Source organism: Pseudomonas sp. TYF_14 (genome assembly GCF_043105275.1).
Taxonomy (GTDB): Bacteria; Pseudomonadota; Gammaproteobacteria; order Pseudomonadales; family Pseudomonadaceae; genus Aquipseudomonas; species Aquipseudomonas alloputida.
This window is the reverse complement of sequence record NZ_JBICLK010000097.1, coordinates 79073-105207: the sequence shown is the minus strand read 5'-3', so window position 1 is coordinate 105207 and position 26135 is coordinate 79073. Positions and strand designations below refer to the sequence as shown.

Annotated in this window: 22 protein-coding genes; 13 read left to right on the top strand and 9 right to left on the bottom strand. The window is 62.3% G+C overall.

What is annotated here, in order from left to right:
• Positions 1–147 precede the first annotated feature (147 nt).
• Positions 148–1035 (top strand): lipid kinase YegS, encoded by an 888-nt coding sequence (gene yegS, locus ACF8O8_RS27475; protein ID WP_010953119.1) that lies wholly within the window; start codon positions 148–150, stop codon positions 1033–1035.
• On the opposite strand, the gene ACF8O8_RS27470 is transcribed toward yegS, so the two are convergent.
• The 3 genes from ACF8O8_RS27470 to ACF8O8_RS27460 form a co-directional block, all read right to left on the bottom strand.
• Positions 1019–1678, bottom strand: coding sequence for a response regulator transcription factor (locus ACF8O8_RS27470; RefSeq protein ID WP_010953120.1), 660 nt, complete (start codon positions 1676–1678; stop codon positions 1019–1021). The two genes, yegS and ACF8O8_RS27470, sit on opposite strands and share 17 nt — an antisense overlap.
• Entirely contained in the window at positions 1668–2564 is an 897-nt protein-coding gene (locus ACF8O8_RS27465) for a sensor histidine kinase (RefSeq protein WP_020192587.1), read from the bottom strand. Before ACF8O8_RS27465 ends, ACF8O8_RS27470 begins: the two co-directional genes overlap by 11 nt.
• A 366-nt stretch (positions 2565–2930) precedes the next feature.
• Positions 2931–3440, bottom strand: a complete 510-nt coding sequence (locus tag ACF8O8_RS27460; RefSeq protein ID WP_049587522.1) for a hypothetical protein — start codon at positions 3438–3440, stop codon at positions 2931–2933.
• A 351-nt stretch (positions 3441–3791) separates the two neighbouring features.
• Here ACF8O8_RS27460 and ACF8O8_RS27455 point away from each other — a divergent pair, with 351 nt between their 5' ends.
• Together ACF8O8_RS27455 and ACF8O8_RS27450 are read left to right on the top strand one after the other, a co-directional pair.
• Entirely contained in the window at positions 3792–4727 is a 936-nt protein-coding gene (locus ACF8O8_RS27455; protein WP_003248753.1) for a chemotaxis protein CheV, read from the top strand.
• Between the two features lie 55 nt (positions 4728–4782).
• Positions 4783–5586, top strand: a complete 804-nt coding sequence (locus tag ACF8O8_RS27450) for an MOSC domain-containing protein (protein WP_392510921.1) — start codon at positions 4783–4785, stop codon at positions 5584–5586.
• A gap of 88 nt (positions 5587–5674) precedes the next feature.
• On the opposite strand, the gene ACF8O8_RS27445 is transcribed toward ACF8O8_RS27450, so the two are convergent.
• Entirely contained in the window at positions 5675–7600 is a 1926-nt protein-coding gene (locus ACF8O8_RS27445) for a transglycosylase SLT domain-containing protein (RefSeq protein ID WP_392510919.1), read from the bottom strand.
• Between the two features lie 220 nt (positions 7601–7820).
• Between ACF8O8_RS27445 and ACF8O8_RS27440 the strand changes: the two genes are divergently transcribed.
• Positions 7821–9749: an ATP-binding cassette domain-containing protein gene (locus ACF8O8_RS27440; protein ID WP_014591783.1), complete on the top strand. Its 1929-nt coding sequence runs from the start codon at positions 7821–7823 to the stop codon at positions 9747–9749.
• A gap of 107 nt (positions 9750–9856) precedes the next feature.
• Here ACF8O8_RS27440 and ACF8O8_RS27435 read toward each other — a convergent pair whose 3' ends face one another.
• Positions 9857–10297, bottom strand: a complete 441-nt coding sequence (locus ACF8O8_RS27435; RefSeq protein ID WP_014591782.1) for a universal stress protein — start codon at positions 10295–10297, stop codon at positions 9857–9859.
• A gap of 110 nt (positions 10298–10407) precedes the next feature.
• Here ACF8O8_RS27435 and ACF8O8_RS27430 point away from each other — a divergent pair, with 110 nt between their 5' ends.
• From ACF8O8_RS27430 to ACF8O8_RS27400, 7 genes are all read left to right on the top strand, one after another.
• Entirely contained in the window at positions 10408–10845 is a 438-nt protein-coding gene (locus ACF8O8_RS27430; protein WP_003248762.1) for a hypothetical protein, read from the top strand.
• A 611-nt stretch (positions 10846–11456) separates the two neighbouring features.
• Positions 11457–13604: a fatty acid oxidation complex subunit alpha FadB gene (gene fadB, locus ACF8O8_RS27425; RefSeq protein ID WP_014591781.1), complete on the top strand. Its 2148-nt coding sequence runs from the start codon at positions 11457–11459 to the stop codon at positions 13602–13604.
• A gap of 31 nt (positions 13605–13635) precedes the next feature.
• Positions 13636–14811, top strand: a complete 1176-nt coding sequence (gene fadA / locus ACF8O8_RS27420) for an acetyl-CoA C-acyltransferase FadA (RefSeq protein WP_010953128.1) — start codon at positions 13636–13638, stop codon at positions 14809–14811.
• 75 nt (positions 14812–14886) lie between these two features.
• On the top strand, positions 14887–15138 hold the full coding sequence (locus ACF8O8_RS27415) for a DUF1653 domain-containing protein (protein ID WP_003248769.1): 252 nt from the start codon (positions 14887–14889) through the stop codon (positions 15136–15138).
• Between the two features lie 100 nt (positions 15139–15238).
• A complete protein-coding gene (gene topA / locus ACF8O8_RS27410; protein ID WP_003248770.1) occupies positions 15239–17848 on the top strand; it encodes a type I DNA topoisomerase in 2610 nt (869 codons plus the stop codon).
• Between the two features lie 189 nt (positions 17849–18037).
• On the top strand, positions 18038–18553 hold the full coding sequence (locus ACF8O8_RS27405) for a DUF6586 family protein (RefSeq protein ID WP_392510917.1): 516 nt from the start codon (positions 18038–18040) through the stop codon (positions 18551–18553).
• Positions 18554–18603: 50 nt separating this feature from the next.
• The gene (locus ACF8O8_RS27400) at positions 18604–18837 is read left to right on the top strand and encodes a hypothetical protein (protein ID WP_003248777.1); all 234 of its coding nucleotides are present in this window, start codon (positions 18604–18606) and stop codon (positions 18835–18837) included.
• Positions 18838–18887: 50 nt separating this feature from the next.
• On the opposite strand, the gene sulA is transcribed toward ACF8O8_RS27400, so the two are convergent.
• A complete protein-coding gene (gene sulA, locus ACF8O8_RS27395; protein ID WP_010953130.1) occupies positions 18888–19364 on the bottom strand; it encodes an SOS-induced cell division inhibitor SulA in 477 nt (158 codons plus the stop codon).
• A gap of 13 nt (positions 19365–19377) precedes the next feature.
• Positions 19378–19986 carry a transcriptional repressor LexA gene (gene lexA / locus ACF8O8_RS27390; RefSeq protein WP_010953131.1) on the bottom strand — a complete coding sequence of 203 codons (609 nt, stop codon included), beginning with the start codon at positions 19984–19986 and terminating at the stop codon, positions 19378–19380.
• Between the two features lie 215 nt (positions 19987–20201).
• Between lexA and ACF8O8_RS27385 the strand changes: the two genes are divergently transcribed.
• The gene (locus ACF8O8_RS27385) at positions 20202–20909 is read left to right on the top strand and encodes a TetR/AcrR family transcriptional regulator (protein ID WP_010953132.1); all 708 of its coding nucleotides are present in this window, start codon (positions 20202–20204) and stop codon (positions 20907–20909) included.
• A 189-nt stretch (positions 20910–21098) separates the two neighbouring features.
• The gene (gene nagZ / locus ACF8O8_RS27380; RefSeq protein ID WP_172835038.1) at positions 21099–22097 is read left to right on the top strand and encodes a beta-N-acetylhexosaminidase; all 999 of its coding nucleotides are present in this window, start codon (positions 21099–21101) and stop codon (positions 22095–22097) included.
• Positions 22098–22239: 142 nt separating this feature from the next.
• Here nagZ and ACF8O8_RS27375 read toward each other — a convergent pair whose 3' ends face one another.
• Positions 22240–25557: an SNF2-related protein gene (locus ACF8O8_RS27375; protein ID WP_392510915.1), complete on the bottom strand. Its 3318-nt coding sequence runs from the start codon at positions 25555–25557 to the stop codon at positions 22240–22242.
• A 4-nt stretch (positions 25558–25561) separates the two neighbouring features.
• A complete protein-coding gene (locus ACF8O8_RS27370) occupies positions 25562–26134 on the bottom strand; it encodes a peptidoglycan binding protein CsiV (protein ID WP_010953135.1) in 573 nt (190 codons plus the stop codon).
• Position 26135: the final 1 nt, after the last annotated feature.

The following is a 26135-nucleotide window of genomic DNA, read 5'->3' as shown; positions in this document are numbered from 1 at the left end:
GCCGGGATTGCCAAGTGTGGAAAAAATGACCGGCGATGCGATCAGTTGCAGGCCTGGCGCCGGCCCAATGTTTTTTCCAGGCCATGCAACGATCCGGGCAGGCCAGTGGTCGAGATAGGGGGTGGTCCATTTTACGGAGACGCGCACATGCAAGGGCGCAAGGCAATGCTGGTGCTGCACGGCAAGCAGGCGATGAACGAAGACGTGCGCAGCGCCGTGGGCGACCTGCGCGATAGCGGCTGGGTGCTGGATGTACGGGTTACCTGGGAGGCGGGCGACGCCCAACGGCTGGTCGCCGAGGCACTGGCAGCGGGCTACAGCCATATCGTCGCCGGTGGCGGGGACGGCACGTTGCGTGATGTGGCCGAGGCCATGGGCCTGGCCGCTACCCAGGCCAGCCTGGCCTTGTTGCCCTTGGGTACGGCCAACGATTTTGCCAAAGCCGCTGGCATCCCCTTGGAGCCGGCATCGGCGCTGGCCTTGCTGAATGTCGCGCCACAACCGATAGACCTGGGGCAGGCTGGCGATCAGTTGTTCCTCAACATGGCCACGGGTGGCTTTGGCAGCCAGGTCACCGCCAATACCTCCGAAGACCTCAAGAAAGTGCTGGGCGCTGCCGCCTACCTGTTCACCGGGTTATCCCGCTTCAGTGAGCTACAGGCGGCTTCGGTAGAGCTACAGGGGCCAGGCTTCCATTGGCAAGGAGATTTGCTGGCGCTGGGTATCGGCAATGGCCGACAGGCTGGGGGCGGGCAGGTGCTGTGCCCCGAAGCCATGGTCAACGACGGTTTGCTTGACGTCGCTATTCTGCCTGCACCACAGGAAGTGGTGGGGGCTCTGCGGGACCTGTTGGGCGGTGACGGCCTGTTCGTTCGGGCCAGGTTGCCATGGGTCGAGATCAAGAGTTCGCAAGGGTTGGACATCAACCTCGATGGCGAGCCGTTGCAGGCTGCCAACCTGCGCTTTCAGGCAAGGCCGGCGGCGTTGCACCTGCACCTGCCGGCCGGGTCACCGTTGCTCAGTCATCCAGGCTGATGATTTTTTCGCGTACGGCGAACAGCACCAGGCCGGCTACGTCGTGAATCTGCAGGCGCTTCATGATTTGCGAGCGGTGAGTTTCCACGGTCTTGATGGACAGGCCCAGGCCCGCAGCGATCTCCCGGGTGGACTTGCCGCGCACGATCAGGCGCAGGATCTCAAGTTGCCGTGACGTCAGATTATGCCGTTCGCCAGCGCTCGGCTTGCCTTGTTTGGTGTGCCGCAGCGCCTGGTTGATGACGGTGTGGGCGATGGCCGGGCTGAGGTAGCGCTCACCGTGGCGTACGGCACCCAGCGCCTGTTCCAGCTCGGTGGCGCTGGTGTCCTTGAGCAGGTAGCCGTGGGCGCCGCTTTCCAGGGCCCGCATGATCAGGTCCGGGTCAGTGTGCATGGACAGGATCAGCACTTTGCAGGTACTGCCGCTGGCCCGCAGTTGGGTAAGGGCGTCCAGGCCGCTGGTCGAACGCATGGAGATGTCCAGCAAGATGATGTCGGGCGCCAGTGTGCGTACCTGGTCGAGTAGCTGGTTGCCGTCGTCGGCTTCGCCGACCACGTCATAGCCGGGGATATCGCAGACCAGTGCCCGCACCCCGGCGCGGATCAGCGAGTGGTCATCTACCAGCAGTAGTCTACAGGTCATGGTTGGTAATACTCCTGGCGCGTTGCTGGGTGCGCGGGGACCACGGGAACATCGCTTCGATCTGCGTGCCTCGGCCAGGCTGACTGGTGATGTCGAGGCTGCCCTGCAGCGCGATTACCCGCTCCTGCATGCCGGCCAGGCCGCGCTGACCGGCCTCGGCCGGGTGCCGGGCAGGGGCGAAACCACGACCATCGTCCTGGATCGACAACGACAGCCCTTCAGGGGTGCGTTGCAGGCGGATGACCAGGTTGTGTGCCTGGGCGTGGCGCAGCATGTTGGTCACTGCCTCCTGGGTAATACGGAACACCGCCATGGCCACGGCTTCGTCGATGCCGCCCAGGCGCTGGTTGCACGCCAGGCTCCAGTGCACGCCGCTGGTGGCCAGGGTGCGTACCAGGTGTGCGCGCAGGCTGGCTTCCAGGCCAAGGCTGGCCAACTGCCGTGGGTTGAGCAGCGCGGAAACATCGCGCACGTTACCGAGGGTGTCATCCAGCGTGCTGCGCAGGGCGTCGCAGTGCCCCTGCAACTCGTCGGGCATGCGCCGTTGCAGCCACTGCAGTTGCAGCTTGGCAGCGGTGAGCAGTTGACCGATGTCGTCGTGCAGTTCCCGGCCCAGATGCTGGCGCTCGTCTTCTTGCACCTTGAGCATGCGCTCGGCCAGCTCGGCCGGGCGCAGGTGGATCGACCTGGCGCCCAGGCCCAGTTGTACAACAGCACCCAGCGTGGCGACCAACTGCAGCACCAGCAGGCTGGCCGGGATTGCCTGGTTGGCCAGGTACAGCGCCATGTTGGCAATCAGTGAGGCCACGCACAGCCCGACCGTTGCCCAGCGCAGCACGGCGGCGCGGGAGCAGCAATGCAAAGAAGTCTTCAAGCGTGGAAACATAGGTAGGGAGGCCACTGAAGTATTGCTGATGGAGGCCTTGCACAATGCTGCTCAGAGGCTTTGGCGCAGTACTTTCGTTGTTTTTTTGAACACGTATTCTTGCCCCCGTTGTTCCGGTTGCAAGCGTTTGTGGGGGCGCATATTACCACTTTGCATTGCATCGGTCGCGGCCGGGTAACGCGTTGAAACGCCTACTGGTCGGGCGCTTTCGGGTAGCAAAGTGCCACCCTTTAATCGCGCTGTACCCACTTGTGCTGTAACTAGCGCGGCAATGATTCAACGGCATGCACCGAAAGCCTGGTGAACTTTCAAAGTTCGACCATGGTCGGGTTTCAATAAAGTTGCTTAGTTGCACTTTGCGCCAGGTTAATGCATGCGGTTAGAGCGGTTGGGGAGGGCGCTGGTTGCCGCGTCATTGTGCGGGTGAATGCACGCGTTGCCTTCTTCATCGCAGGACGCACAGGCTGGCGCAAAGGGGGGTTGTACGACCTTGGCCAGTTCACCCAGCAGCACCAGTTGCTCACCGATGTCCAGGTTCAGTCGCCCTGTACGGCTATCGACCAGCTCCAACTGCCAGGCCAGCAAGGTCAGGCACGCCCCTATCGCGGGTAAGGCTTCACGCTGCAGGCAACCACCGTGACAGGCCGGGGCGAGCAACTGTTGCAGGGAGGTGGTGTAGTGGGCAACTTCACGCAGGCCCAGGCGCGTAGCTTGACGGGCGATAGTGTCGAGGGTGTTGTTCAGGCAACTGCAGGCATCCGGGTCATTGTCTATAAGCTCCAGATGCTGCAGGCATTCCTGGGCCTGGGTCAGCAGTACCTGGGCATCCAGCAGAAAGCCCTGCAGGGCGTCATCGAACGATAAGGCAGTGTCCATCATCAAGTCCCCGCGCGTGGGGTAGGCGCAGGGGGCGGGCACGCCGAAACGATAGCTAGCAAAAGCCTGACTCCATTCATGCAATGAGAATGGCGTCACATTAATGGCTAAAGGATATCGCGAACATCAGGTTGCACCCGATTGCTGCTAAGGGTTTCCCTGATCAAGGGCTAGGGTAGGGAACTTTTGTCGTGCCCCTGATTTGCCCCGGCGTGTCGGCAGTAAAGCATGATGGTAAAGTGATATCAATTATCCGCGCGGCATTTTCCCGCAAGGGTCAAGGTGTGCGTGAAGCCGCCGATACAGGGTAGATGATTTCACCTTTTACGACTCAAGCCTGGGGGCTTTCCAATGGCTGGCATTCTCGACACGGTAGACCAACGCACGCAACTGGTGGGTGAGAACCGCCTGGAAATTCTGATGTTTCGCCTGGCCGGTCGCCAGCTGTTCGCGATCAACGTGTTCAAGGTGCAGGAAGTACTGCAACTGCCCAAGCTGACTTTGATGCCCCAGCGCCACGCCTATGTCTGCGGTGTGGTCAACCTGCGCGGGCAGACCCTGCCGGTGATCGACCTGTCCCAGGCGATCGGTATGCGCCCGCTACAGCCGGGGCCGGACAGCACCATCATCGTCACCGAATACAACCGCTCGGTGCAGGCCTTCCTGGTAGGCGGTGTCGACCGCATCGTCAACATGAACTGGGAGTCGATCATGCCGCCGCCTTCCAGTGCCGGTCGCCAGCATTACCTGACTGCCATCACCAAGGTCGATGAGAAGCTGGTGGAGGTGATCGACGTGGAAAAGGTGCTGGCCGAAATCGTGCCCTACAACGCCCGGGTTTCTGGCGACAAGCTCGCCGACCCAGTGCTGGCCCGGGCCCGCGGCCGCGAAGTGCTGCTGGTGGACGACTCCAGTGTGGCCTTGGCGCAATTGCGCGATACCTTGTCCCAGCTGGGCATGAAGCTGCATGTGGCCAGTGATGGCCTGAAGGCGCTGCGCATGCTCAAGGGCTGGGCCGACGCCGGTGAAGACGTGTGCGAAAAGCTGCTGATGGTGTTCACCGATGCAGAAATGCCGGAAATGGACGGCTATCGGCTGACCACCGAGATCCGCAGCGATGCTCGTCTGCGCCAGCTCTATGTGGTGCTGCACACCTCGCTGTCGGGCAGTTTCAACGAATCCATGGTCAAGAAGGTGGGCTGTGACAACTTCCTTTCCAAGTTCCAGCCTGATCGCCTGGTCGATGTGGTCAAGCAGCGCCTGCTGCTGGATACCACCGCTGCGTGAACGTTGTACCGGCCAGGTATAAGCTTGGCTTTTGGCATGAAGCGAGGCAGCAGGGATGTTTCTCAGTGAGTTGTATCGATACCCGGTGAAGTCGGGGCAGGCGCAAAGCCTGAAGGCCTCACCGGTGGGGTTGCTGGGGTTGCAAGGCGACCGGCGCTGGATGGTGGTCGAGGAAGAAAACGGACGCTTCCTGACCCAGCGTGCCTGGCCACAACTTGGCCAGATCGACGCGAGCGATGACGACAGCGGCCAGTTGCTGCTGCAAGCCCCTGGACAGGCGCCGTTGCGGGTGCCTGTACCGCCTGCCGATGACGCCCTGCGCGGTGTGACGATCTGGCGCGATACCCTGCGTGTGCCGGACGCTGGCGATGCCGCGGCGGCCTGGTTGAGTGAGTTGCTGGGCAAAGCCGTACGCCTGGTACATTGCCCGGAGCAGCGTGCGCGTTACCTGCCCAATGGTTACGGCTTGAACAGTGACCGTGCGGCGTTTCCGGATGGTTTCCCCTTGCTGCTGATTGGGCAGGGCTCGCTGGACGAGCTTAACCGGCGTATTGGCCGGCCCATGTCGATGCGGCGCTTTCGGCCCAACCTGGTGGTGCAGGGTGCGGAGCCGTTTGCCGAGGATGGCTGGAAGCGGATTCGCATCGGCAGCTTGGTGTTTCGCGTGCTCAAGCCCAGTGTGCGGTGCATCTTCACGACCATCGATCCAGCCACCGGGGAGCGTAGCGCTGACCGTGAGCCGATGGCTACGCTGAAGACTTTCCGCGAAAAAGAAGGCGACGTGCTGTTCGGCCAGAACCTGGCTGTGGATGGCAGTGGGTGGCTGGAGGTGGGGATGGAAGTAGAAATCCTGGAATAGGTGTGTTGCCTGTACCGGCCTCTTCGCGGGTGAACCCGCTCCTACAACGACCGCACCTGCGAAGAGGCCGGTACAGGCTCAACAGCAATCACATGTCATCGAAATACCGTTCATGCCAATCCACCAATGGCTGCGGTGAATTCAGCTTCTGCCCGTAGATCACCGAATACGACAGCACGTTCTGTACATACTGGCGCGTTTCGTCGAACGGGATCGACTCCACCCACACATCGAAGCTCAGATGCTTGGCCCCTTTGAGCCACTGTCGCACGCGCCCGGGCCCGGCGTTGTAGGCTGCCGAAGCCAGCACCCGGTTGCCGTTGAACTGGCTGTGTACCTGGCTCAGGTAGGCCGCACCCAGCTGGATGTTCTTGTCCGGGTTCAGCACTTGCGCCGGTGAGGCCAGCGGGATGCTGAACTTGCGTGCGGTTTCCTTGGCGGTGGCCGGCATCAGCTGCATCAGGCCGCTGGCGCCCACGGGTGAGCGTGCGTCCTCCATGAAGGCGCTTTCCTGGCGAGTGATGGCGAATACCCAGCTCGAATGCAGGCCGCGAACCTTGGCTTCACGCACCAGCGTGTCGCGGTGGGCCATGGGGAAGCGGATGTCCAGGTCGTCCCAGTACCGGGCCTGGCTGATGGTGCGGATAGCCGGGAAGTACCAACGCAGCTCATAGCCCAGGCGTGCCTGCGCAACCATCTCGTCACGGGTGAAGTGGCGGCTGACGTGGTACCACTCACGGCGGCCGTCGACGATCTGGCCGCGGGCGTGGAATTCCAGTGCGCGCTGGATGCCGGGCGTGTTGCGAACCTTCTTGACCAGTTGTGGGCTCAGCAGCAGCGGCTTGTTGTTCAGCTGGTACGGTGTCTGTGCCCGGTCGGCGGCGAGGAAGCCATAGAAGTCACGCTCACGCGCTGCGGCCTTGTAAAGCAGCGAGACCTGCGGGTTGTTTGGCTGTGCCAGCTCCAGGCTGCGAGCCTGCCAGTACTTCCAGCGACTGGTGCTGGCCAGGTCCTGGGGAAGGCGCTTGGTCAGCTCGTAAGCGTCCTCCCAGCGGCCCAGGCGCAGCAGCAGGCGAAGGCGCCATTCGCTGACGGTGTTGTCGCGCAGCTGGGGGTCATAGCGGGTCATCAGGTCGAGCGCGCGTGGGTCGTAGCGGCGTGCGAGGGTCAGGCCGATTTCGCGGGCGATGGCCACTTTTTCGTCACCCGAGAAGTGCATGCGCTGGGCGTAATCGTCGAGCAGTGCCATGGCCCGCTCCGGGTTCTGCCGGGCCAGGCGACGAAGGCCGAGGCTGACCACGTCGGACATGGCCTCGTTGACCGGGGTAAAGCGCGACGGCTGGTTGAGCAGCTCGGGCTTCTGCGCGACGTCGATCAGCAGGCGCCCCTGCGGGCCGAGGGTGGTCAGGGTCTTGACCAGGGTGTTGGCCAGGCCGTAGTTGCGCGCCTGGGCGGCCAGCTTGGTGCGTTCCCAGCGCTTGGCCTCGGTCAGCTGGCCTTCGGCTGCCCACATGCCGAACAGTGTGTCGCAGGCGGCAGGTTGCGATTTGCCGACGTTCCACAGCTTGTCGGCGGTGGCGTAACCTTCGGCGCGCAGGCCGTGGCTGAGCTGGTATTGGCCGTTGAGGCAGTCCAGTTCGGTGAAGTTGAGCTTGGGGTCGTAGTACTTGACGAACGTATCCCACTCGCCGCGTTCTGCCAGCCAGCGCAACCAGCGCAGTTTCATCCAGTTGGCCTGGGGCAGGTCGCCATGCTTGGCCAGGAAACCTTCGATTTCCTGGTTGCTGGCACTCTTCAGGCGGGCGGTGAGTTCGTCGTAGGCCAGGTAGGGCGTCAGCGGGTAGTCGCTCAAGGCCTGGGCATAGCGCAGGTACGGGCCTTTGTCGCCTTTGGCCAGCGCTCGCTTGGCCTCGTCATAGTACTGGCGTTGCAGGGTCAGGTCGGTGGCCTGCGCTGCGCAGGTGGCAGCGGTAAGCAGCAGGCAGGATGCGATATGTAACAGGCGGCTGCGCATGATACGTCCGGGCAGTTGAACCATGGGAAGTGTCGGCGGAGCCAGCACTATTGAAAGCTATTGCCTTAGCTTAGCTGTTTGCCGGCAGTGGGTGAAAGCACTGTGCTTGTATCGGGATATTAAGTTCGACCAGATGTCGCCAGGTGCCTACCGGTTGGCCTGGCGGATGCCGTCGAAGGCCAAGTCAGGTAGAATGCGCGCCCGATTTATGGAGACGAACATGACCCTGCTCAAATTCAGCGATGTGTCCCTCGCATTCGGCGCCATGCCGCTGCTGGACAAAGTGTCCTGGCAGATCGCTCGTGGCGAGCGGGTGTGCATCATCGGCCGCAACGGCACCGGCAAGTCGAGCATGCTGCGCCTGGTCAAGGGCGAGCAGAAGGGCGACGACGGTGAAATCTGGCGTGCTCCTGGCCTGAAGATCGGTGAGTTGCCACAGGAATTGCCGGTGGCCGACGAGCGCACCGTGTTCGACGTGGTAGCCGCTGGTCTGGACGGCGTGGGCGAATTGCTGGCGCAGTTCCACCACCTGAGCATGAACATCCAGGGCGATGAAGACCTGGAAAAACTCATGCACGTCCAGCACGAGCTGGAAGCCCGCGACGGCTGGCGCCTGCAGCAGGTGGTGGAAAGCACACTCAGCCGCCTGCAGCTGCCGGCCGACAAGACCCTGGCCGAGCTGTCCGGTGGCTGGCGCCGCCGCGTACTGCTGGCCCAGGCGCTGGTGTCCGAGCCTGACCTGCTGCTGCTCGACGAACCGACCAACCACCTGGACATCGGTGCCATCGCCTGGCTCGAAGAGGCCTTGCGTGGCTTCAACGGCGCGGTATTGTTCATCACCCACGACCGTTCGTTCCTGCAGAACCTGGCCACCCGTATCCTCGAACTGGACCGCGGCGGCCTGATCGACTGGAACGGTGACTACGCCAGCTTCCTGGTGCACAAGGAGGCCGCACTGGCCGCTGAAGAAACCGCCAACGCGCTGTTCGACAAGCGCCTGGCCCAGGAAGAAGTGTGGATCCGCCAGGGTATCAAGGCCCGCCGTACCCGCAACGAAGGCCGCGTGCGTGCACTGAAGGCCCTGCGTGTGGAGCGTGGCGAGCGCCGTGAACGACAGGGCAAGGCCAACATCCAGATCGAAGCCGCGGACAAATCCGGCAAGCAGGTGATGGTGCTGGAGAATGTCAGCTTCCATCACGCGGACGGCCCCCTGCTGGTCAAGGACTTTTCCATGGTCCTGCAGCGGCAGGATCGCATCGGTCTGCTGGGCGCAAACGGCACTGGCAAGACCACGTTGCTCAAGATGATGCTGGGCGACCTTGAGCCCACTGCGGGCAAAGTGGAGCGCGGCACCAAGCTTGAGGTGGCCTATTTCGACCAGATGCGCCACCAGCTCGACCTGGAAAAGACCGTAATCGACAACCTGGCTGAAGGCCGTGATTTCATCGAGATCGATGGCCAGAACCGCCACGTGCTGAGCTACCTGGGCGACTTCCTGTTCAGCCCCCAGCGCGCGCGCACGCCGGTCAAGGCGCTGTCAGGTGGTGAGCGTGCGCGGCTGCTGCTGGCCAAGCTGTTCAGCAAGCCGGCCAACCTGCTGGTGCTCGACGAACCGACCAACGACCTGGACGTGGAAACCCTCGAGCTGCTGGAAGAGGTGCTGTCCAACTACAAGGGCACCGTGCTGATGGTCAGCCACGACCGGGCCTTCCTCGACAACGTCGTGACCAGCACCCTGGTGTTCGAAGGCGAGGGCAAGGTGCGTGAGTATGTGGGCGGTTACGAGGACTGGATTCGCCAGGGCGGCTCGCCGAAGCTGCTGGGTGTGACCGAGAGCAAGGGTGGTAAGTCTGCACTCAACAGCGCGGTGGTGGAAAAGGTCGAGGCCAAGCCTGAGCCTGTTGCGGCGCCAGTGGTCGAAGAAGCTTCGAAGAAGAAGCTGAGCTACAAGCTGCAGCGTGAGCTGGAGATGCTGCCGGGGCAGATCGATGAGCTGGAGCAGCGTATGGCTGAAGCCCAGGAAGAAGTGAATGCGGCGGGCTTCTATCAGCGGCCGATTGCAGAAACTTCGGCGGTGCTGGCGCGGATCGAGAAGCTGCAGGGCGAGCTGGATGTCTTGGTGGAGCGCTGGGCCGAGCTGGAAGGCTGATTGGCGTTAGCCTGTTCCGGCCTCTTCGCGGGTAAAGCCGCACCTACAGGGGGTGCCATACCCTTGTATGTGCGGGCTTGCCCGCGAAGAGGCCGGTTCAGGTCCAGTCAATCCTTCTTCAGCAAGCGTACCGCCAGCACGTCACACGGCGCACCGTGCAGCACATCGTTGGCCGTGGAGCCCAGCAGCAATGCCAGGCCGTGACGGCCATGGCTGCCGACCACAATCAGGTCGCACTTCTGGTCCTTGGCCAACTGGTGGATTTCCTGGCGAGGCTGGCCGTAGGTCAGGTGCGAGTCGCCGCGGTTGATTTCCGGGTATTTGTTGAACAGCCGGTCCATGCGCTCCTTGGCCTGGTCGAACTGCTGCTGTTGCAGCTGCGACAGGTCCATCGGTACGTCACCCCCGAAGGCCATGGCCATCGGCTCGACGATGTGCACCAGGGATACCTTGGCTTTCGAAGGCTCTGCCAGCGCCATGGCGCGCTTGATCACCGGGTCGCATTCTTCGGTCAGGTCGACGGCGACCAACAAATGTTCGTATTGCATGAGCGGTACTCCTGACAATCGCGATAGAAGAAGTATGGTCGCTTTAGGGCGGGTCTACCGTGAAAAATGGCTAACCAGCTCATTTGCAACGCTTTATGGGAACTACTGATATGACGGTATTGCTGGTGGTGTCAATCCTTGCGCTGATTCTCAGTCCGCTTTCCTGGCTGCGCAGCTCGCGCAAGCAGAGCGAGCAGATGAAGTTGCGCCTGGAGGCGCGGCGCATGGGTTTGGCCATGCAACTGGCGCCGCAGCAGTGGCCGCACTGGCTGGAAAAGGAGCCGCCAAGCCCCTGCCCGCAGTATCACAGAGCCCGGCGCCGTGGGCATGAGGACAGCTTCAGCTTCTGGCAGGTCAGCCCCGGAGTGTGGTGGAACCAGTGGCGCGAGCCCTGCGAAGACCCACGTTTCATGGGCGCGTTGTCGCGCTTGCCGGCGAGTGTGTACAAGGTCGAGGCCGATGCGCGGATGATTGCCCTGTACTGGACCGAACGTGGCGATACTGCTGTGTTGCAGGATGTTGCCTACGCCCTCGAAACCTTGGCTTGAGCGCCGCCCATACGCGACCCCTGTAGGCGCGGATTCATCTGCGAACACTGGCAGAGCCGGTGCCAAACTCCGCGGTGCCTGCTTCGCGGGTAAACCCGCTCCTACGGGGGCATCCAGGCTGGTCAATCTGTTCTGTAACGACAAAGCGGCGGCTCGGCATAACCCTGAAGGGGTGGGGTGCCAAGTCGCCGCTTTGCGTTCTGCTGCGCAGAAAAGGCCAGGCAGGCCGGGTTATTCATTCAAGCAAGTGCCAGTGTAGTCGCCTTGGCTCTTCGCGCAAGCGCAAAGCAATAAGCCGATGCTTGTGGTCAATCGCTGACATGAATGACCGGCGATCACTGTCATCATGTTTTGTACCCGGACGATAGAAAATGACTGGAAAGTCGCGTTTTCGCCGTGCTCGTGAGCATTTGACAACGCCCATCTTTTCGGAGAATGTGTGCACACCCAAATCAAACGGGCGTATGAATTGAGCGTTTGTATGTCATGACGCCAAGCCATACTTCCGACTAGCGCGCTGACGGGTGTGCCTGGGGCAAGGCAGCTTAGGCCTGCTTCTGCTGCAGCGATCGGCGTGTACAGTTCAGCTTCCATATCGTGGAGATCAGTTGATGATTTACGAAGGTAAAGCCATCACGGTTAAGGCTCTTGAAAGTGGCATCGTCGAGCTCAAGTTCGACCTCAAGGGTGAGTCCGTCAACAAGTTCAACCGCCTTACCCTGAACGAGCTGCGCCAGGCCGTCGATGCCATCCGGGCCGATGCTTCGGTCAAGGGCGTGATCGTCAGCAGTGGCAAGGACGTGTTCATCGTCGGCGCCGACATCACCGAGTTCGTCGACAACTTCAAGCTGCCTGAGGCCGAACTGGTCGCTGGCAACCTGGAAGCCAATCGCATCTTCAACGCGTTCGAAGACCTCGAAGTGCCGACCGTTGCCGCCATCAACGGCATCGCGCTGGGCGGCGGCCTGGAAATGTGCCTGGCGGCCGACTACCGGGTCATGTCCACCAGCGCCAGGATCGGCCTGCCGGAAGTCAAGCTGGGTATCTACCCGGGCTTTGGCGGTACCGTGCGCCTGCCGCGCCTGATCGGCTCGGACAACGCCATCGAGTGGATCGCCGCCGGCAAGGAAAACCGTGCAGAAGATGCCCTGAAAGTGGGGGCCGTCGACGCCGTGGTCGCCCCTGAGCTGCTGCTGGCCGGTGCCCTCGACCTGATCAAGCGTGCCATCAGTGGCGAGCTGGACTACAAGGCCAAGCGCCAGCCGAAGCTGGAAAAGCTCAAGCTCAATGCCATCGAGCAGATGATGGCCTTCGAGACTGCCAAGGGCTTCGTCGCTGGCCAGGCCGGCCCGAACTACCCGGCCCCGGTCGAAGCGATCAAGAGCATCCAGAAAGCCGCCAACTTCGGTCGCGACAAGGCCCTGGAAGTCGAAGCCGCAGGCTTTGCCAAGCTGGCCAAGACCTCTGTCGCCGAGAGCCTGATCGGCTTGTTCCTCAACGATCAGGAACTCAAGCGCAAGGCCAAGGCGCATGACGAGATCGCCCACGACGTGAAGCAGGCCGCCGTGCTCGGCGCCGGCATCATGGGCGGCGGTATCGCCTACCAGTCGGCGGTCAAAGGTACGCCGATCCTGATGAAGGACATCCGCGAGGAAGCCATTCAGCTGGGTCTGAACGAGGCCTCCAAGTTGCTTGGCAACCGCGTCGAGAAGGGCCGCCTGACCCCGGCCAAGATGGCCGAGGCCCTCAACGCCATTCGCCCGACCCTGTCCTATGGCGATTTCGCCAATGTCGACATCGTCGTCGAGGCTGTGGTCGAGAACCCGAAGGTCAAGCAAGCGGTACTGGCGGAAGTGGAAGGCCAGGTGAAGGACGATGCGATCCTCGCTTCCAACACCTCTACCATCTCCATCAACCTGCTGGCCAAGGCGCTCAAGCGCCCGGAAAACTTCGTCGGCATGCACTTCTTCAACCCGGTGCACATGATGCCGCTGGTGGAAGTGATCCGTGGTGAGAAGTCCAGTGACGTGGCGGTCGCCACCACCGTGGCCTACGCCAAGAAAATGGGCAAGAACCCGATCGTGGTCAACGACTGCCCGGGCTTTTTGGTCAACCGCGTGCTGTTCCCGTACTTTGGCGGTTTTGCCAAGCTGGTCAGCGCCGGTGTCGACTTCGTGCGCATCGACAAGGTCATGGAGAAGTTCGGCTGGCCGATGGGCCCAGCCTACTTGATGGACGTGGTCGGCATCGACACCGGCCACCACGGCCGTGACGTCATGGCCGAAGGCTTCCCGGATCGCATGAAGGACGAGCGCCGCTCGGCAGTCGACGCGTTGTACGAGGCCAACCGCCTGGGCCAGAAGAACGGTAAGGGCTTCTACGCCTACGAAACCGACAAGCGCGGCAAGCCGAAGAAGGTTTTCGATGCCACCGTGCTCGACGTGCTCAAACCGATCGTGTTCGAGCAGCGTGAAGTCACTGACGAAGACATCATCAACTGGATGATGGTCCCGCTGTGCCTGGAGACCGTGCGGTGCCTGGAAGACGGCATCGTCGAAACCGCTGCCGAAGCCGACATGGGCCTGGTCTACGGCATTGGTTTCCCTCCCTTCCGCGGTGGTGCGCTGCGTTACATCGACTCGATCGGTGTGGCCGAATTCGTCGCCCTGGCCGATCAGTATGCCGACCTGGGGCCGCTGTACCACCCGACCGCCAAGCTGCGTGAAATGGCCAAGAACGGCCAGCGCTTCTTCAACTGAGCGGTCAACGAGCTAGAGCGAGAGATTTGATATGAGCCTGAATCCAAGAGACGTGGTGATTGTCGACTTCGGTCGCACGCCAATGGGCCGCTCCAAGGGTGGCATGCACCGCAACACCCGCGCCGAAGACATGTCGGCGCACCTGATCAGCAAGCTGCTGGAACGCAACGGCAAGGTCGACCCGAAAGAAGTCGAGGACGTGATCTGGGGCTGCGTCAACCAGACCCTGGAGCAGGGCTGGAACATCGCCCGCATGGCTTCGCTGATGACCCCGATCCCGCACACCTCTGCGGCGCAGACCGTCAGCCGCCTGTGCGGCTCGTCCATGAGCGCGCTGCACACGGCCGCCCAGGCGATCATGACCGGTAACGGTGATGTGTTCGTGGTCGGTGGCGTGGAGCACATGGGCCACGTCAGCATGATGCATGGCGTAGACCCCAACCCGCACCTGTCCTTGCATGCCGCCAAGGCTTCCGGGATGATGGGCCTGACTGCAGAAATGCTCGGCAAGATGCACGGCATCACCCGTGAGCAGCAGGACCTGTTCGGCTTGCGTTCGCACCAGCTGGCCCACAAGGCCACGGTCGAAGGCAAGTTCAAGGACGAGATCATCCCGATGCAGGGCTACGACGAGAACGGCTTCCTGAAGGTGTTCGATTTCGACGAAACCATTCGCCCGGAAACCACCCTCGAAGGCCTGGCATCGCTCAAGCCTGCGTTCAACCCGAAAGGCGGTACGGTCACGGCCGGTACCTCGTCGCAGATCACCGACGGCGCCTCGTGCATGATCGTCATGTCCGGTCAGCGTGCCATGGACCTCGGTATCCAGCCATTGGCGGTGATCCGTTCGATGGCAGTGGCCGGTGTCGACCCGGCAATCATGGGCTACGGCCCGGTGCCATCGACCCAGAAAGCCCTCAAGCGTGCGGGCTTGACCATGGCCGATATCGACTTCATCGAGCTCAACGAAGCCTTCGCTGCACAGGCCCTGCCCGTGCTGAAAGACTTGAAAGTGCTCGACAAGATGGATGAGAAGGTTAACCTGCACGGCGGCGCCATTGCTTTGGGCCACCCGTTCGGTTGCTCCGGGGCGCGGATTTCCGGCACCCTGCTCAACGTCATGAAGCAAAATGGCGGTACGCTGGGTGTTGCGACCATGTGCGTCGGCCTGGGCCAAGGTATCACCACTGTCTTCGAACGCGTCTGATCGCGTAGCGGGACAGCAGCCGGGGCCTAGTGCCCCGGTTTTGTTTTTTCAGGTTTTATTCAGGAGGTGTGCAACATGCAGATACAACCAGGCGTATACCGGCATTACAAAGGGCCTGAGTACCGTGTCTTCAGTGTTGCGCGGCACTCCGAAACCGAAGAGTGGATGGTGTTCTACCAATGCCTGTATGGTGATTACAGCTTCTGGGTGCGTCCCCTTTCGATGTTCCAGGAGTCCGTCGAATTTGACGGCGAGCAGGTGCCACGCTTTGCTTTGGTCAAGGCCGAAGAGGGGCTGCCCGGGTTGCTGGGCAAGTCGCACGCGTGATCGTCCGAGCTTGACCTCACACTTTTGCCACTATATATAGCGGTGCCGCGTCTGGCACTTGGCGCGTTTTTTATCTTCAGATTCAGGAATACTCCGATCCATGGGCAAATCGCTGGTCATTGTGGAATCCCCGGCCAAGGCCAAGACCATCAACAAGTACCTGGGCAACCAGTACGTGGTGAAGTCGAGTATCGGCCATATCCGAGACCTCCCCACCAGCGGTTCGGCCAGCGCGAGCAAAGAGCCGGCCGCCAAGCGTGGCAAGGCTGCGGGTGAGGCGCCGGCGCTTTCGCCGAAAGAGAAGGCCCGCCGCCAGCTGGTGGCACGCATGGGCGTCGACCCCGACCATGGCTGGAAGGCCAAGTACGAGATCCTGCCTGGCAAGGAAAAGGTGATCGAAGAGCTGCGCCGCCTGGCCAAGGATGCCGACACCATCTATCTCGCAACCGACTTGGACCGCGAAGGGGAAGCCATTGCCTGGCACCTGCGCGAGGCCATCGGGGGTGACGACACCCGCTACAAGCGCGTGGTGTTCAACGAAATTACCAAGAAGGCCATTCAGGAAGCCTTCTCGCAGCCAGGCGAGCTGGACATCGACCGGGTCAATGCCCAGCAGGCGCGGCGTTTCCTCGACCGCGTGGTCGGTTACATGGTTTCGCCACTGCTGTGGGCCAAGATTGCCCGTGGTCTGTCCGCTGGCCGTGTACAGTCGGTGGCGGTGAAGCTGGTGGTTGAGCGAGAGCGTGAGATCCGCGCCTTCATCCCGGAAGAGTACTGGGAGATCCACGCCGACCTCGGCACCGCCAAGAACGCCAAGGTGCGTTTCGAGGTGGCGCGCGAGAAGGGCGAGGCCTTCAAGCCGCTGAACGAAGCTCAGGCCATGGCTGCACTGGAAAAGCTCAAGGCTTCCAGTTACAGCGTGGTCAAGCGCGAAGACCGTCCGACCAGCAGCAAGCCATCGGCACCGTTCATTACGTCCACCTTGCAGCAAGCGGCCAGTAACCGCCTGGGCTTCGGTGTGAAGAAAACCATGATGATGGCCCAGCGCTTGTACGAAGCCGGTTACATCACCTACATGCGTACCGACTCGACCAACCTGTCGGCTGACGCCCTGGATATGGCACGCAGCTACATCGAACGGGAGTTCGGCAAGCAGTACCTGCCGGAGGCGCCACTGGTTTACGGCAGCAAGGAGGGTGCCCAGGAGGCGCACGAAGCGATTCGGCCTTCTGATGTGAATACCCACCCGACCAAGCTCAGCGGCATGGAGCGTGACGCCGAGCGCCTGTACGAGCTGATCTGGCGCCAGTTCCTGGCGTGCCAGATGCCGCCAGCGCAGTACCTGTCCACCAGCGTTACCGTCGCTGCCGGCGATTTCGAGCTGCGCGCCAAGGGCCGCATCCTCAAGTTCGACGGTTACACCCGTGTGCTGCCGCAGCAGAGCAAGCCGGGCGAAGACGACGTGCTGCCAGAGATGGTGCAGGGTGAAGCACTCAAGCTGATCCAGATCGACCCGAGCCAGCACTTTACCAAGCCACCTGCACGCTTTACCGAAGCCAGCCTGGTCAAGGAAATGGAAAAGCGCGGTATTGGCCGCCCATCGACCTACGCGGCGATCATTTCCACCATCCAGGACCGTGGCTATGTGACGCTGCACAACCGTCGCTTCTACTCCGAGAAGATGGGCGACATCGTCACCGAGCGTTTGTCGGAGAGCTTCTCCAACCTGATGGACTACGGCTTTACCGCCGACATGGAAGAGAACCTCGACGACGTCGCCCAGGGCGAGCGTGACTGGAAGAACGTGCTCGACGAGTTCTACGGCGATTTCAGCAAAAAGCTGCAGACTGCCGAGTCCAGCGAAGACGGCATGCGTGCCAACCAGCCGACCATGACCAACATTCCGTGCAAGGAATGTGGTCGGCCGATGATGATTCGCACCGCTTCTACGGGTGTGTTCCTGGGTTGCTCTGGCTACAGCCTGCCGCCGAAAGAGCGCTGCAAGGCTACCGTCAACCTGGTGCCGGGCGACGAGATTGCCGCTGACGACGAGGGCGAGTCGGAATCGCGCGTGTTGCTGGGCAAGCACCGTTGCCCGATCTGCGCCACGGCGATGGACGCCTACCTGCTGGACGAGAAACACAAGCTGCACATCTGCGGTAACAACCCGGATTGTGTCGGTTACGAGATCGAAGAAGGCAACTACCGCATCAAGGGTTACGAAGGGCCGAGCCTGGAGTGCGACAAGTGCGGTAGCGAGATGCAATTGAAGACCGGCCGTTTCGGCAAGTTCTTCGGCTGCACCAACCCGGCGTGCAAGAACACCCGCAAGCTGCTCAAGAGCGGCGAGGCGGCGCCACCGAAGATGGACAAGGTGGACATGCCGGAGCTCAAGTGCGAGAAGGTCGACGATACCTACGTGCTGCGCGACGGTGCTTCCGGGTTGTTCCTGGCTGCCAGCCAGTTCCCCAAGAACCGCGAAACCCGTGCGCCGCTGGTGCTGGAGATTGTGCCGCACAAGCATGAGATCGACCCGAAGTACCACTTCCTGTGCGATGCGCCGCAGAAAGACCCGGATGGCCGCCCGGCGGTGATTCGCTACAGCCGCAAGACCAAGGAGCAGTATGTGCAGTCCGAGGTCGATGGCAAGCCGACCGGCTGGAAGGCGTTCTACGACGGCAATGCCTGGAAGGTTGAAGATAAGCGCTGATCCATTGGTGCTGTGATTTGGGGCCGCTTTGCGCCCCTTCGCGGGCTTGCCCGCTCCCACAGGTATCGCGCCGCCCTTGAATGTGGCGCTGTACTGGTGGGAGCGGGCAAGCCCGCGAAGGGGCGCAAAGCGGCCCCAATCATTTATGATGCAGATATCCGCCTTGTAGCCTTATGGGAGCGCACTGAAATGGCCCAGGAACTCTACACCCGCACCAACCAGAAACTGTTCTTCGCCGGCCTCGCCCTCGAGTCCATGGCCAAGGCTGAACAAAGTCAGGCCATTAATGCCCAAGGTTTGGTCCAGGCTGAGCGCGAGTCGGCGCTGTTCCACCTGTATGGCGCTCTGTTGGGCCTGTGCCATGAAATCGGGGGCTTCTACCGCCTGCCGGTCGTCGCAACGGTGGAGCAAGCACTGGCCGACGATGCCCTGAACGGTATCGCCATCCCGGAAGTGGCCGAGTTGCTGGAGCTGGCCCGCCAGCGGGAAACCTGGCTGGCGCAAATGCTCGGTGCTTATGCCGATTTGTTCCGACCACCGGTCGCCAGAAAAGCGCCGAAAACCGACGTTACCCAGCCCCTGATTCAAGCTGTCAATCTTGATGAGCCTGAGCATCCAGCGCTGTCGCGTGCCGAGCTGGAAAGCTGGCGCAATGACCTTAAAAGTTTGGTGAGACGTTTCCGCGACGCGTTGAGTGAGTGCTGATAGACGCAACGGCTGGTACAATAATCGCCTTTCGCGGAGAACTGCCATTTATGTCTACGTCTTTTCTGGAAATTGTCGAGTTGCCTGATGGCCGCATCGAACTTCGTCGCGCCGAGGATGAGGGCTCTCTGGTAACCCTGGATTTCTCGGAAGACGCCAAGGTGTTCCTGCAGGGTCAGCATGTGGAAGTGGCCAAGGCCATGCTCAGTGTGGGCGTGCAGATGGCCGGTCGCCTGATGGATGGCGAGCTCGAGCGTGATGAAGGGCCGCGTGTGCTGCACTGAGTGTGCAGCAGCGTATCAGGCTATTTGAAGTGACAGGCAAAGCCTGAACATCAGCCGAGGCGGATGTTCAGGCTTTGTGCATTTCCGGCACTGGCTGCACGTAGCAGTTGTTGGCGTGCAGCGGCATTGACGTTGCCCAGCCAGCTCACCACGGTGTGGCTGAGGCCCAGGTGCAAAGCCTCACAGGCCAGTTGCAGCGCGCTTTGATTGCTGCGGGGTTGCAGCAGCAGAATACGTTCACGGTTGAGCCCGGCATCGCGCAGCCAGGCCTGGGTCAGGCTTGGCGGTGGGGCGATCAGGGTCAGCCAGCGGGCCTCGTCCTCTTCGCTCAGTTCGCGCAGCACGGGGGCCAGCAGGCTTTGGCAGTGGCCAGGGGCGCCGCGCAGCGACAGTTCGCTGAACAGCTCGGGCTGGCTGCTCTTGCGCGCCGGTTCCCTGGCTTTCAGGCCTGGCAGCACGGGCTGGGCGAGGAATGCTTCGAACAGGGGCAACTGGGCTTGCTCGGGTGCGTGAATGAACTGCTGCATGACGCCTCCTGGATCAGCGGCGAATGACGCCGACGCTCAAGCCCTCGATCACCAGCTCCTGTTCTTTCAGGTCGACTTCGATGGGGGCGAATTCGGGGTTTTCGGCAAGCAGCCAGACTTTGCTGCCTTCGCGCTTGAAGCGCTTGACGGTGACTTCGTCACCGATGCGCGCCACAACGATCTGGCCGTTGCGGGCTTCACGGCAGGTGTGCACCGCCAGCAGGTCGCCGTCGAAGATGCCGACGTCCTTCATGCTCATGCCGTGTACGCGCAGCAAATAGTCGGCTTGGGGGTGGAAGAAGGCAGGGTTGATGTTGCAGGATTGCTCGATGTGCTGTTCGGCAAGAATCGGCGCACCGGCAGCGACCCGGCCGATGATGGGCAGGCCGGCTTCTTCGGCCTTGGCTTCCAGGCCAGGGATGCGGATGCCGCGGGAAGCGCCCGGCGTCATTTCGATCGCGCCCTTGCGGGCAAGGGCCTTGAGGTGCTCCTCGGCGGCATTGGGCGACTTGAAGCCCAGCTCCTGAGCAATCTCGGCGCGGGTAGGCGGGAAGCCGTTGTCTTCCAGGCAGCGCTTGATGAACGCGAGAATTTCGGCTTGGCGTGGCGTCAGTTTCAACATGGTAAGCGCTCTGTCTTTTTGTACAGTGACTGGAATTATATACAGTACTGGGTGCGCTGCAAGCCAAAAGGCGCAATAAACAGAAGAGGTGGCGCTTGCAGTGGGCCGGCTGGGGCTTTTAAATGGCGACCGCCCAGTCACCGAGCCTTGACAGAAGCAGGGCTGAAACGTATGTTTCAAACACCTGTTTGTCTGACGGAGTAGTCGGAGTAGTCATGGCCCAATCGGAAACCGTTGAACGCATTCTCGACGCTGCCGAGCAGCTGTTCGCGGAAAGGGGGTTCGCCGAAACCTCGTTGCGGCTGATTACCAGCAAGGCCGGGGTCAACCTGGCGGCAGTCAACTATCATTTCGGCTCCAAGAAGGCGCTGATCCAGGCCGTTTTCTCGCGTTTCCTTGGCCCATTCTGCGCCAGTCTGGAGCGTGAGCTGGAGCGCCGCCAGGCCAAGCCGGAGCACAAGCCGAGCCTCGAAGAACTGCTGGAAATGCTCGTAGAGCAGGCGCTGGCCGTGCAGCCGCGCAGCAACAACGACCTGTCGATCTTCATGCGCCTGCTGGGCCTGGCGTTCAGCCAGAGCCAGGGTCACCTGCGGCGCTATCTGGAAGACATGTACGGCAAGGTGTTCCGCCGCTACATGCTGCTGGTGAACGAGGCTGCGCCACGCATTCCGCCACTGGAACTGTTCTGGCGTGTGCACTTCATGCTGGGTGCCGCGGCCTTCAGCATGTCCGGTATCAAGGCCCTGCGGGCGATTGCCGAGACCGACTTCGGCATCAACACCTCGATCGAGCAGGTGATGCGCCTGATGGTGCCGTTCCTGGCGGCAGGCATGCGCGCTGACAGCGGTGTAACCGACGAGGCGATGGCCACTGCGCAGCTGCGCCCGCGCACAAAGACCGGTTCGGCTACCGCCAAGGCCTGAAGGCTGGGCGTGGCGGGGCGCTTCCGCTAAGCTAGCGCCCATGACCGATTTCGATCTACTTCGCATCTCCCTTGCTGACCAGTGCCTGTATGGCTTCGCCTGTGGCCAACGGCGCGTGTCTGCCGGTGTCTGCTGCCCCTCGGTGGGCCTCTCTCTGTCTTCAATGAAGGATTACCCATGACTGTCAGCCTGCAAGGCTCCCTGATGGTGGATATCGCCGGTAAATGGCTGACCGCCGAAGACCGTCAACTGCTTCGCCAGCCGGAAGTGGCTGGCCTGATCATCTTCGCCCGCAATATCGACAACCCGCGCCAGGTTCGCGAACTGTGCGCGTCCATCCGCGCCATTCGCCCCGATCTGATCCTGGCAGTGGACCAGGAAGGCGGGCGCGTACAGCGTCTGCGCCAGGGCTTTGTGCGCCTGCCGGCCATGCGTGCGCTGGCCGATAACGACAATGCCGAGTATCTGGCTGAGCAGTGCGGCTGGCTGATGGCGACCGAGGTGCTGGCGGTTGGCCTGGACCTCAGCTTCGCTCCGGTGCTCGACCTGGACCACCAGCGTAGCGCCGTGGTGGGCAGCCGCGCGTTCGAGGGTGACCCGCTGCTTGCAACGCGCCTGGCCGGCGCGTTCATCCGTGGCATGAATGCGGCGGGTATGGCCGCCTGTGGCAAGCATTTCCCGGGGCATGGCTGGGCCGAAGCCGATTCGCACGTGGCCATCCCCACTGATGAACGCAGCCTGGAACAACTGCGCCAGTCCGACCTGGTGCCGTTTACCCGCCTGAGTGGGCAACTGGCGGCAGTGATGCCGGCGCATGTCATCTACCCGCAGGTTGACAACCAGCCCGCTGGCTTCTCGCGGCGTTGGTTGCAGGACATCCTGCGTGGCGAGCTGGGCTTTGATGGGGTGATTTTCAGTGATGACCTGTCGATGGCCGGTGCGCATGTGGTGGGCGACGCGGCCAGCCGTATCGAGGCGGCGCTGAGCGCCGGTTGTGATATGGGCCTGGTGTGCAATGACCGGGCGGCGGCGGAGCTGGCGCTGAGTGCGGCGCAGCGCATGAAGGTCAAGCCATCGCCGCGGATTGCGCGGATGCGTGGGCAAGGGTTTGCGCGAACCGATTATCGCCAGCAGCCGCGCTGGCTGGAGGCGTTGGGGGCGTTGAAGGAAGCTCAGCTGGTCGATTGACTGCGCTGGCCTGTTCGTTCCCACAAGTCGGGTTTACCTGCGAATACGGTAGCGGCGGAACGGTGAACGGCGGGTGGAGATTGGTCGGCAGGGCCGGCCCTTTCGCGGGTAAACCCGCTCCTACGCTCTATCCCCCTTTGGCCTACCGCCCGCGCTTCCCGGGCAATGGCGCGAACAGGGCCTCGATTTCTTCATCGCCAAGCCGCCATTGCCCAGCCTGCCCGCCGTCCAGCAGGCTGGCGGCCAATGCTGCCTTTTCCTGCTGCAACAACTGGATCTTCTCTTCCACCGTACCCCGGGTAATCAGCTTGAACACGAACACCGGTTTGTCCTGGCCGATGCGGTAGGCACGGTCGGTAGCCTGGTTTTCGCTCGCCGGGTTCCACCAGGGGTCGAAGTGGATCACGGTGTCCGCCGCCGTCAGGTTCAAGCCTACGCCCCCAGCCTTGAGGCTGATCAGGAACACTTCGCTTTCACCTTGCTGGAACTGCTGCACTGGCGTGCGACGGTCGCGAGTGTCGCCGGTCAGCAGGCTGTAGCGGATCTTGCGCTTCTCGAGCTCCTGCTCGATCAGCGCCAGCATCGAGGTGAACTGTGAGAACAACAACACCCGACGCCCTTCGCTGAGCAGTTCTTCGAGCATTTCCAGCAGCGCGCCCAGCTTGCCCTTGTCGGCCTGGTTGCCTTTGCTTTCTACCCCCTTGACCAGGCGAAGGTCACAGCACACCTGGCGCAGCTTGAGCAACGCATCGAGGATCACGATCTGGCTGCGTGCGGCGCCATTGCGGGCGATTTCGTCGCGGACTTTCTGGTCCATGGCCACTCGCACGGCTTCATACGTATCGCGCTGGGCATCACTGAGCTCGACCCAGTGCACCATTTCGGTCTTGGCCGGCAGCTCTGTGGCCACCTGCTCCTTGGTGCGTCGCAGCAGGAACGGCCGGATGCGGCTGGCCAGGTGGGCCATGCGCTCGCTGTCACCGTGGCGTTCGATCGGGTTGCGGTAATCGTGGTTGAAGCGCTTCAGGTCGCCCAGCCAGCCGGGCATCAGGAAGTGAAAGATCGACCACAGTTCGCCCAGGTTGTTTTCCATCGGCGTGCCGGTCAGGCACAAACGCTGCCCGGCCTGTAGCTCGCAGACGGCGAGGGCAGCCTTGCTGCTGCTGCTCTTGATGTTTTGCGCCTCGTCCAGTATCAGCACGTGCCAGGCCTGGGGGCGCAGCTGTTCGAGGTCGCGCGGCATCAGGGCGTAAGTGGTCAGGATCAGATCGTACTCATGCAGCTTGGTGAAGTGCTTGCTGCGCCCCGGCCCATGCAGTGCCAGGACGCGCAGGTCGGGGGCGAAGCGCTGGGCTTCGTCCAGCCAGTTGGGTATGAGGCTGGTCGGCATGACTGCCAGGGCCGGTGCGCTCAGGCGCCCGGACTGTTTCTCCAGCAGCAGATGGGCCAAGGCCTGCAGGGTCTTGCCCAGGCCCATGTCGTCGCCGAGGATACCGCCGGTACCCATCTCGCGCAGGGCCTGCAGCCAGTTCAGGCCTTGCTGCTGATAGGGACGCAAGCTGGCCTGCAGCCCAGTGGGCGGTTCTACCTGCAGGTCGCGGGCATCGCGCAAGCGGCGGCCCAGATCGCGTACGTGCTCGCCACCTTCCCAGTGCAGTGGCAGGCCTTCTATTTCGTTCAGGCGCGCGGCGTCGGCACGCTCCATGCGCAGGGACGGGCCTGCAGTGTCTTCGTGCAAGTAGAGCTCGCCCAGGGTGCCCATGACTGCCTTGATGCGGCCGTAGGGCAGGGCGACGCGCAAAGCCGGGGCATCGAGACGGCCGCGGTTGAGGTCGATCAGCAGATGTTCATCATCGCTGCGCCGGGCCAGTTCGCTGGGGCGTAGCAGCTCCGGGCTGCTGCGCAGCAGGTGCAACACGATCGGCAGCAGGCTGTGGCGCTGGCCATCGACCACGATGCCTAATTCCAGGTCGAACCATTCATGGCCGGGCGCTTCGTCGATGGTTGCATACCAGTCGTCCACCTCCTGCAGGTTGAAGGCGAAGTCGCGGTGAATGTCGATGTCCCAACCGGCTTCGCGCAGGCGCGGCAGGCCCTCACGGGCAAAGCGCAGCCAGGCTTCGTCGTCAGGCAACTGGTACATTTCGCCGGCGCTGTCGGGTAGGGCCTTGCTCTGCCGTGTAGCGGGTTTGAAGCCGAAATCGCGCAGCATCTGGCGCAGCGTCTGCTCGGCTTGAGGCTGGCGGCGAATGCGCTGGCTGGTGCTGCCTGCCAGGCGGGTCAGCGGCTTTTCGTCGGTGCCGCTGGCCTGCAAGCCGTCATAATCGAACGCCAATGCGGCGCGGTGTTGCATCTGCCGTTGCATGCGACCGGTTTTCGGCATGTAGGCGGTGTATTCAAGGCTGCCGAGAGCAAGAAGGGGCTTTGGCTGGATGTTATCGAGCAACTGCTCCTGCACTTGCGTCGGGGTCGGCACCTTATGGCTGAGGGCATTGAGCTTGTGGCTCAGGGGTACGACCAGGTGTTCCGGCACGTCGGGTGCAATAGTCAGCTGTACGGCGACGTGGGGATCCAGGCTGTGCTCGACCTTGCCCACTTCACGGGTCGGCAGGTCCAGGTAGTAAAGCGGCAGCAGCGGGATGACGCAGCGCAGCATCGCTTCGCCGCTGTACCACCGCCCCCGGTAATTTCCGTTGTCCAGGCGTACCCAGCGAAACTCGGCGTGGCGCACCGGGCCTTCATGAAGCAGGGGGAGGTCGGTGTCGAAGAACATCCGCCCGGTTTCGAGGGCGCGCTGGAACAGCTCGCCACCTTCATGGCCCTTCAGTCGGTAGCCGCGATCCTGGCCGCCGCCCTGATTCAAGGCCGAGAGCAGGCGCAGAATGCGGATGTCTTCGTCTGTTACGAAGCGCGGTGGCTCGTAGAGGAAATCGTAAAGGGACTGGACGCGGCTGAAGCGGATGCCGTCCTCCGTCCGCGTGCCCTTGCGCACAAGCAGGGCGCAGCCGGCATCGTCGGTAAGCTGCAGCTGATAGCACACCATGCGCCCACGCTTGTCTTCGGTGGCGTCGGCTTTGGGCGGGGCCTGCTCCAGGCCGCTCAACCAGTGCTGCAATTCGGCAGACAAGGCGCCTGGGTTGGCTTGCGTTGCCTCCCTACGGGAAAAGCGGTCGCTCACGCAGAAAAGGACAGCGGCGCAATGCTTGCAATTGTGCCGAACCGGGCAATCGCAGTCACCGCGCACATGGCAGCGGCCGCCCGCTACGTGCAACTCGATGCGTTGCCGGTAGTGGTTGTTGCCGCTCCCTTGGCAACTGGCCGTTATGGTTGGCCCATGAATGCCTTCCAGTTCGGCCCTGCCTTCCTCGGCATAGCGCTCACCGCGCTGCAGGGCAGCTTTGCTGAACGATTGAATCCAGTTCGGATAGGCGTTCACCATTTCGGCGGCATCGTCCTTCATGGGCTTACTGCTCCATCATCTCCGGGTCCATCACCGGCATTTTCGGCGTGCCTGGTGGGGTCACCTTCAGCAGCACCGCCAGGTGCCCGCCGTCGAGAAAGGTCAGCTGGCCGCCCTTGACGTTGCTGTTGCTCTGCCTGAACTGCTCGCTTTGCAGCACGCTGCCGTTGCCATCCAGCTGGTTGACCCAGAAGTTGGCCTCGACGGTGATGAAGCGGCCTTCAGCGATGCTCAGGTTGCCTTCGATCGGGAAGTGCCCGAACTGTTCGGTGCCTTCGCCCAGAGCGATGCGGCTGGGTTCGCTGCCCACCTGCTGTTGCCAGGCCTTGTGCATCAGCACCGTGTAGTCGGCGGTGGCTTCCAGGCGGGTGGCTTCATCTTCCAGTGCTGGGGGGCGCTCGGCATCTTTCGCCAGGCGTGGGGCGCCAGCGCTCCAGTCTTCGGGGGCGAACGGGCTGGTGAAGGCGGGCACGCTGTTCTGCCGCACCAGAATCATTTCTACCTGATACAGGCCTTCGGCGAAGGCAGCTGGGGCGAACAGCGCCAGCAGCAGGGTCAGGCAACGGATGGCACGCATG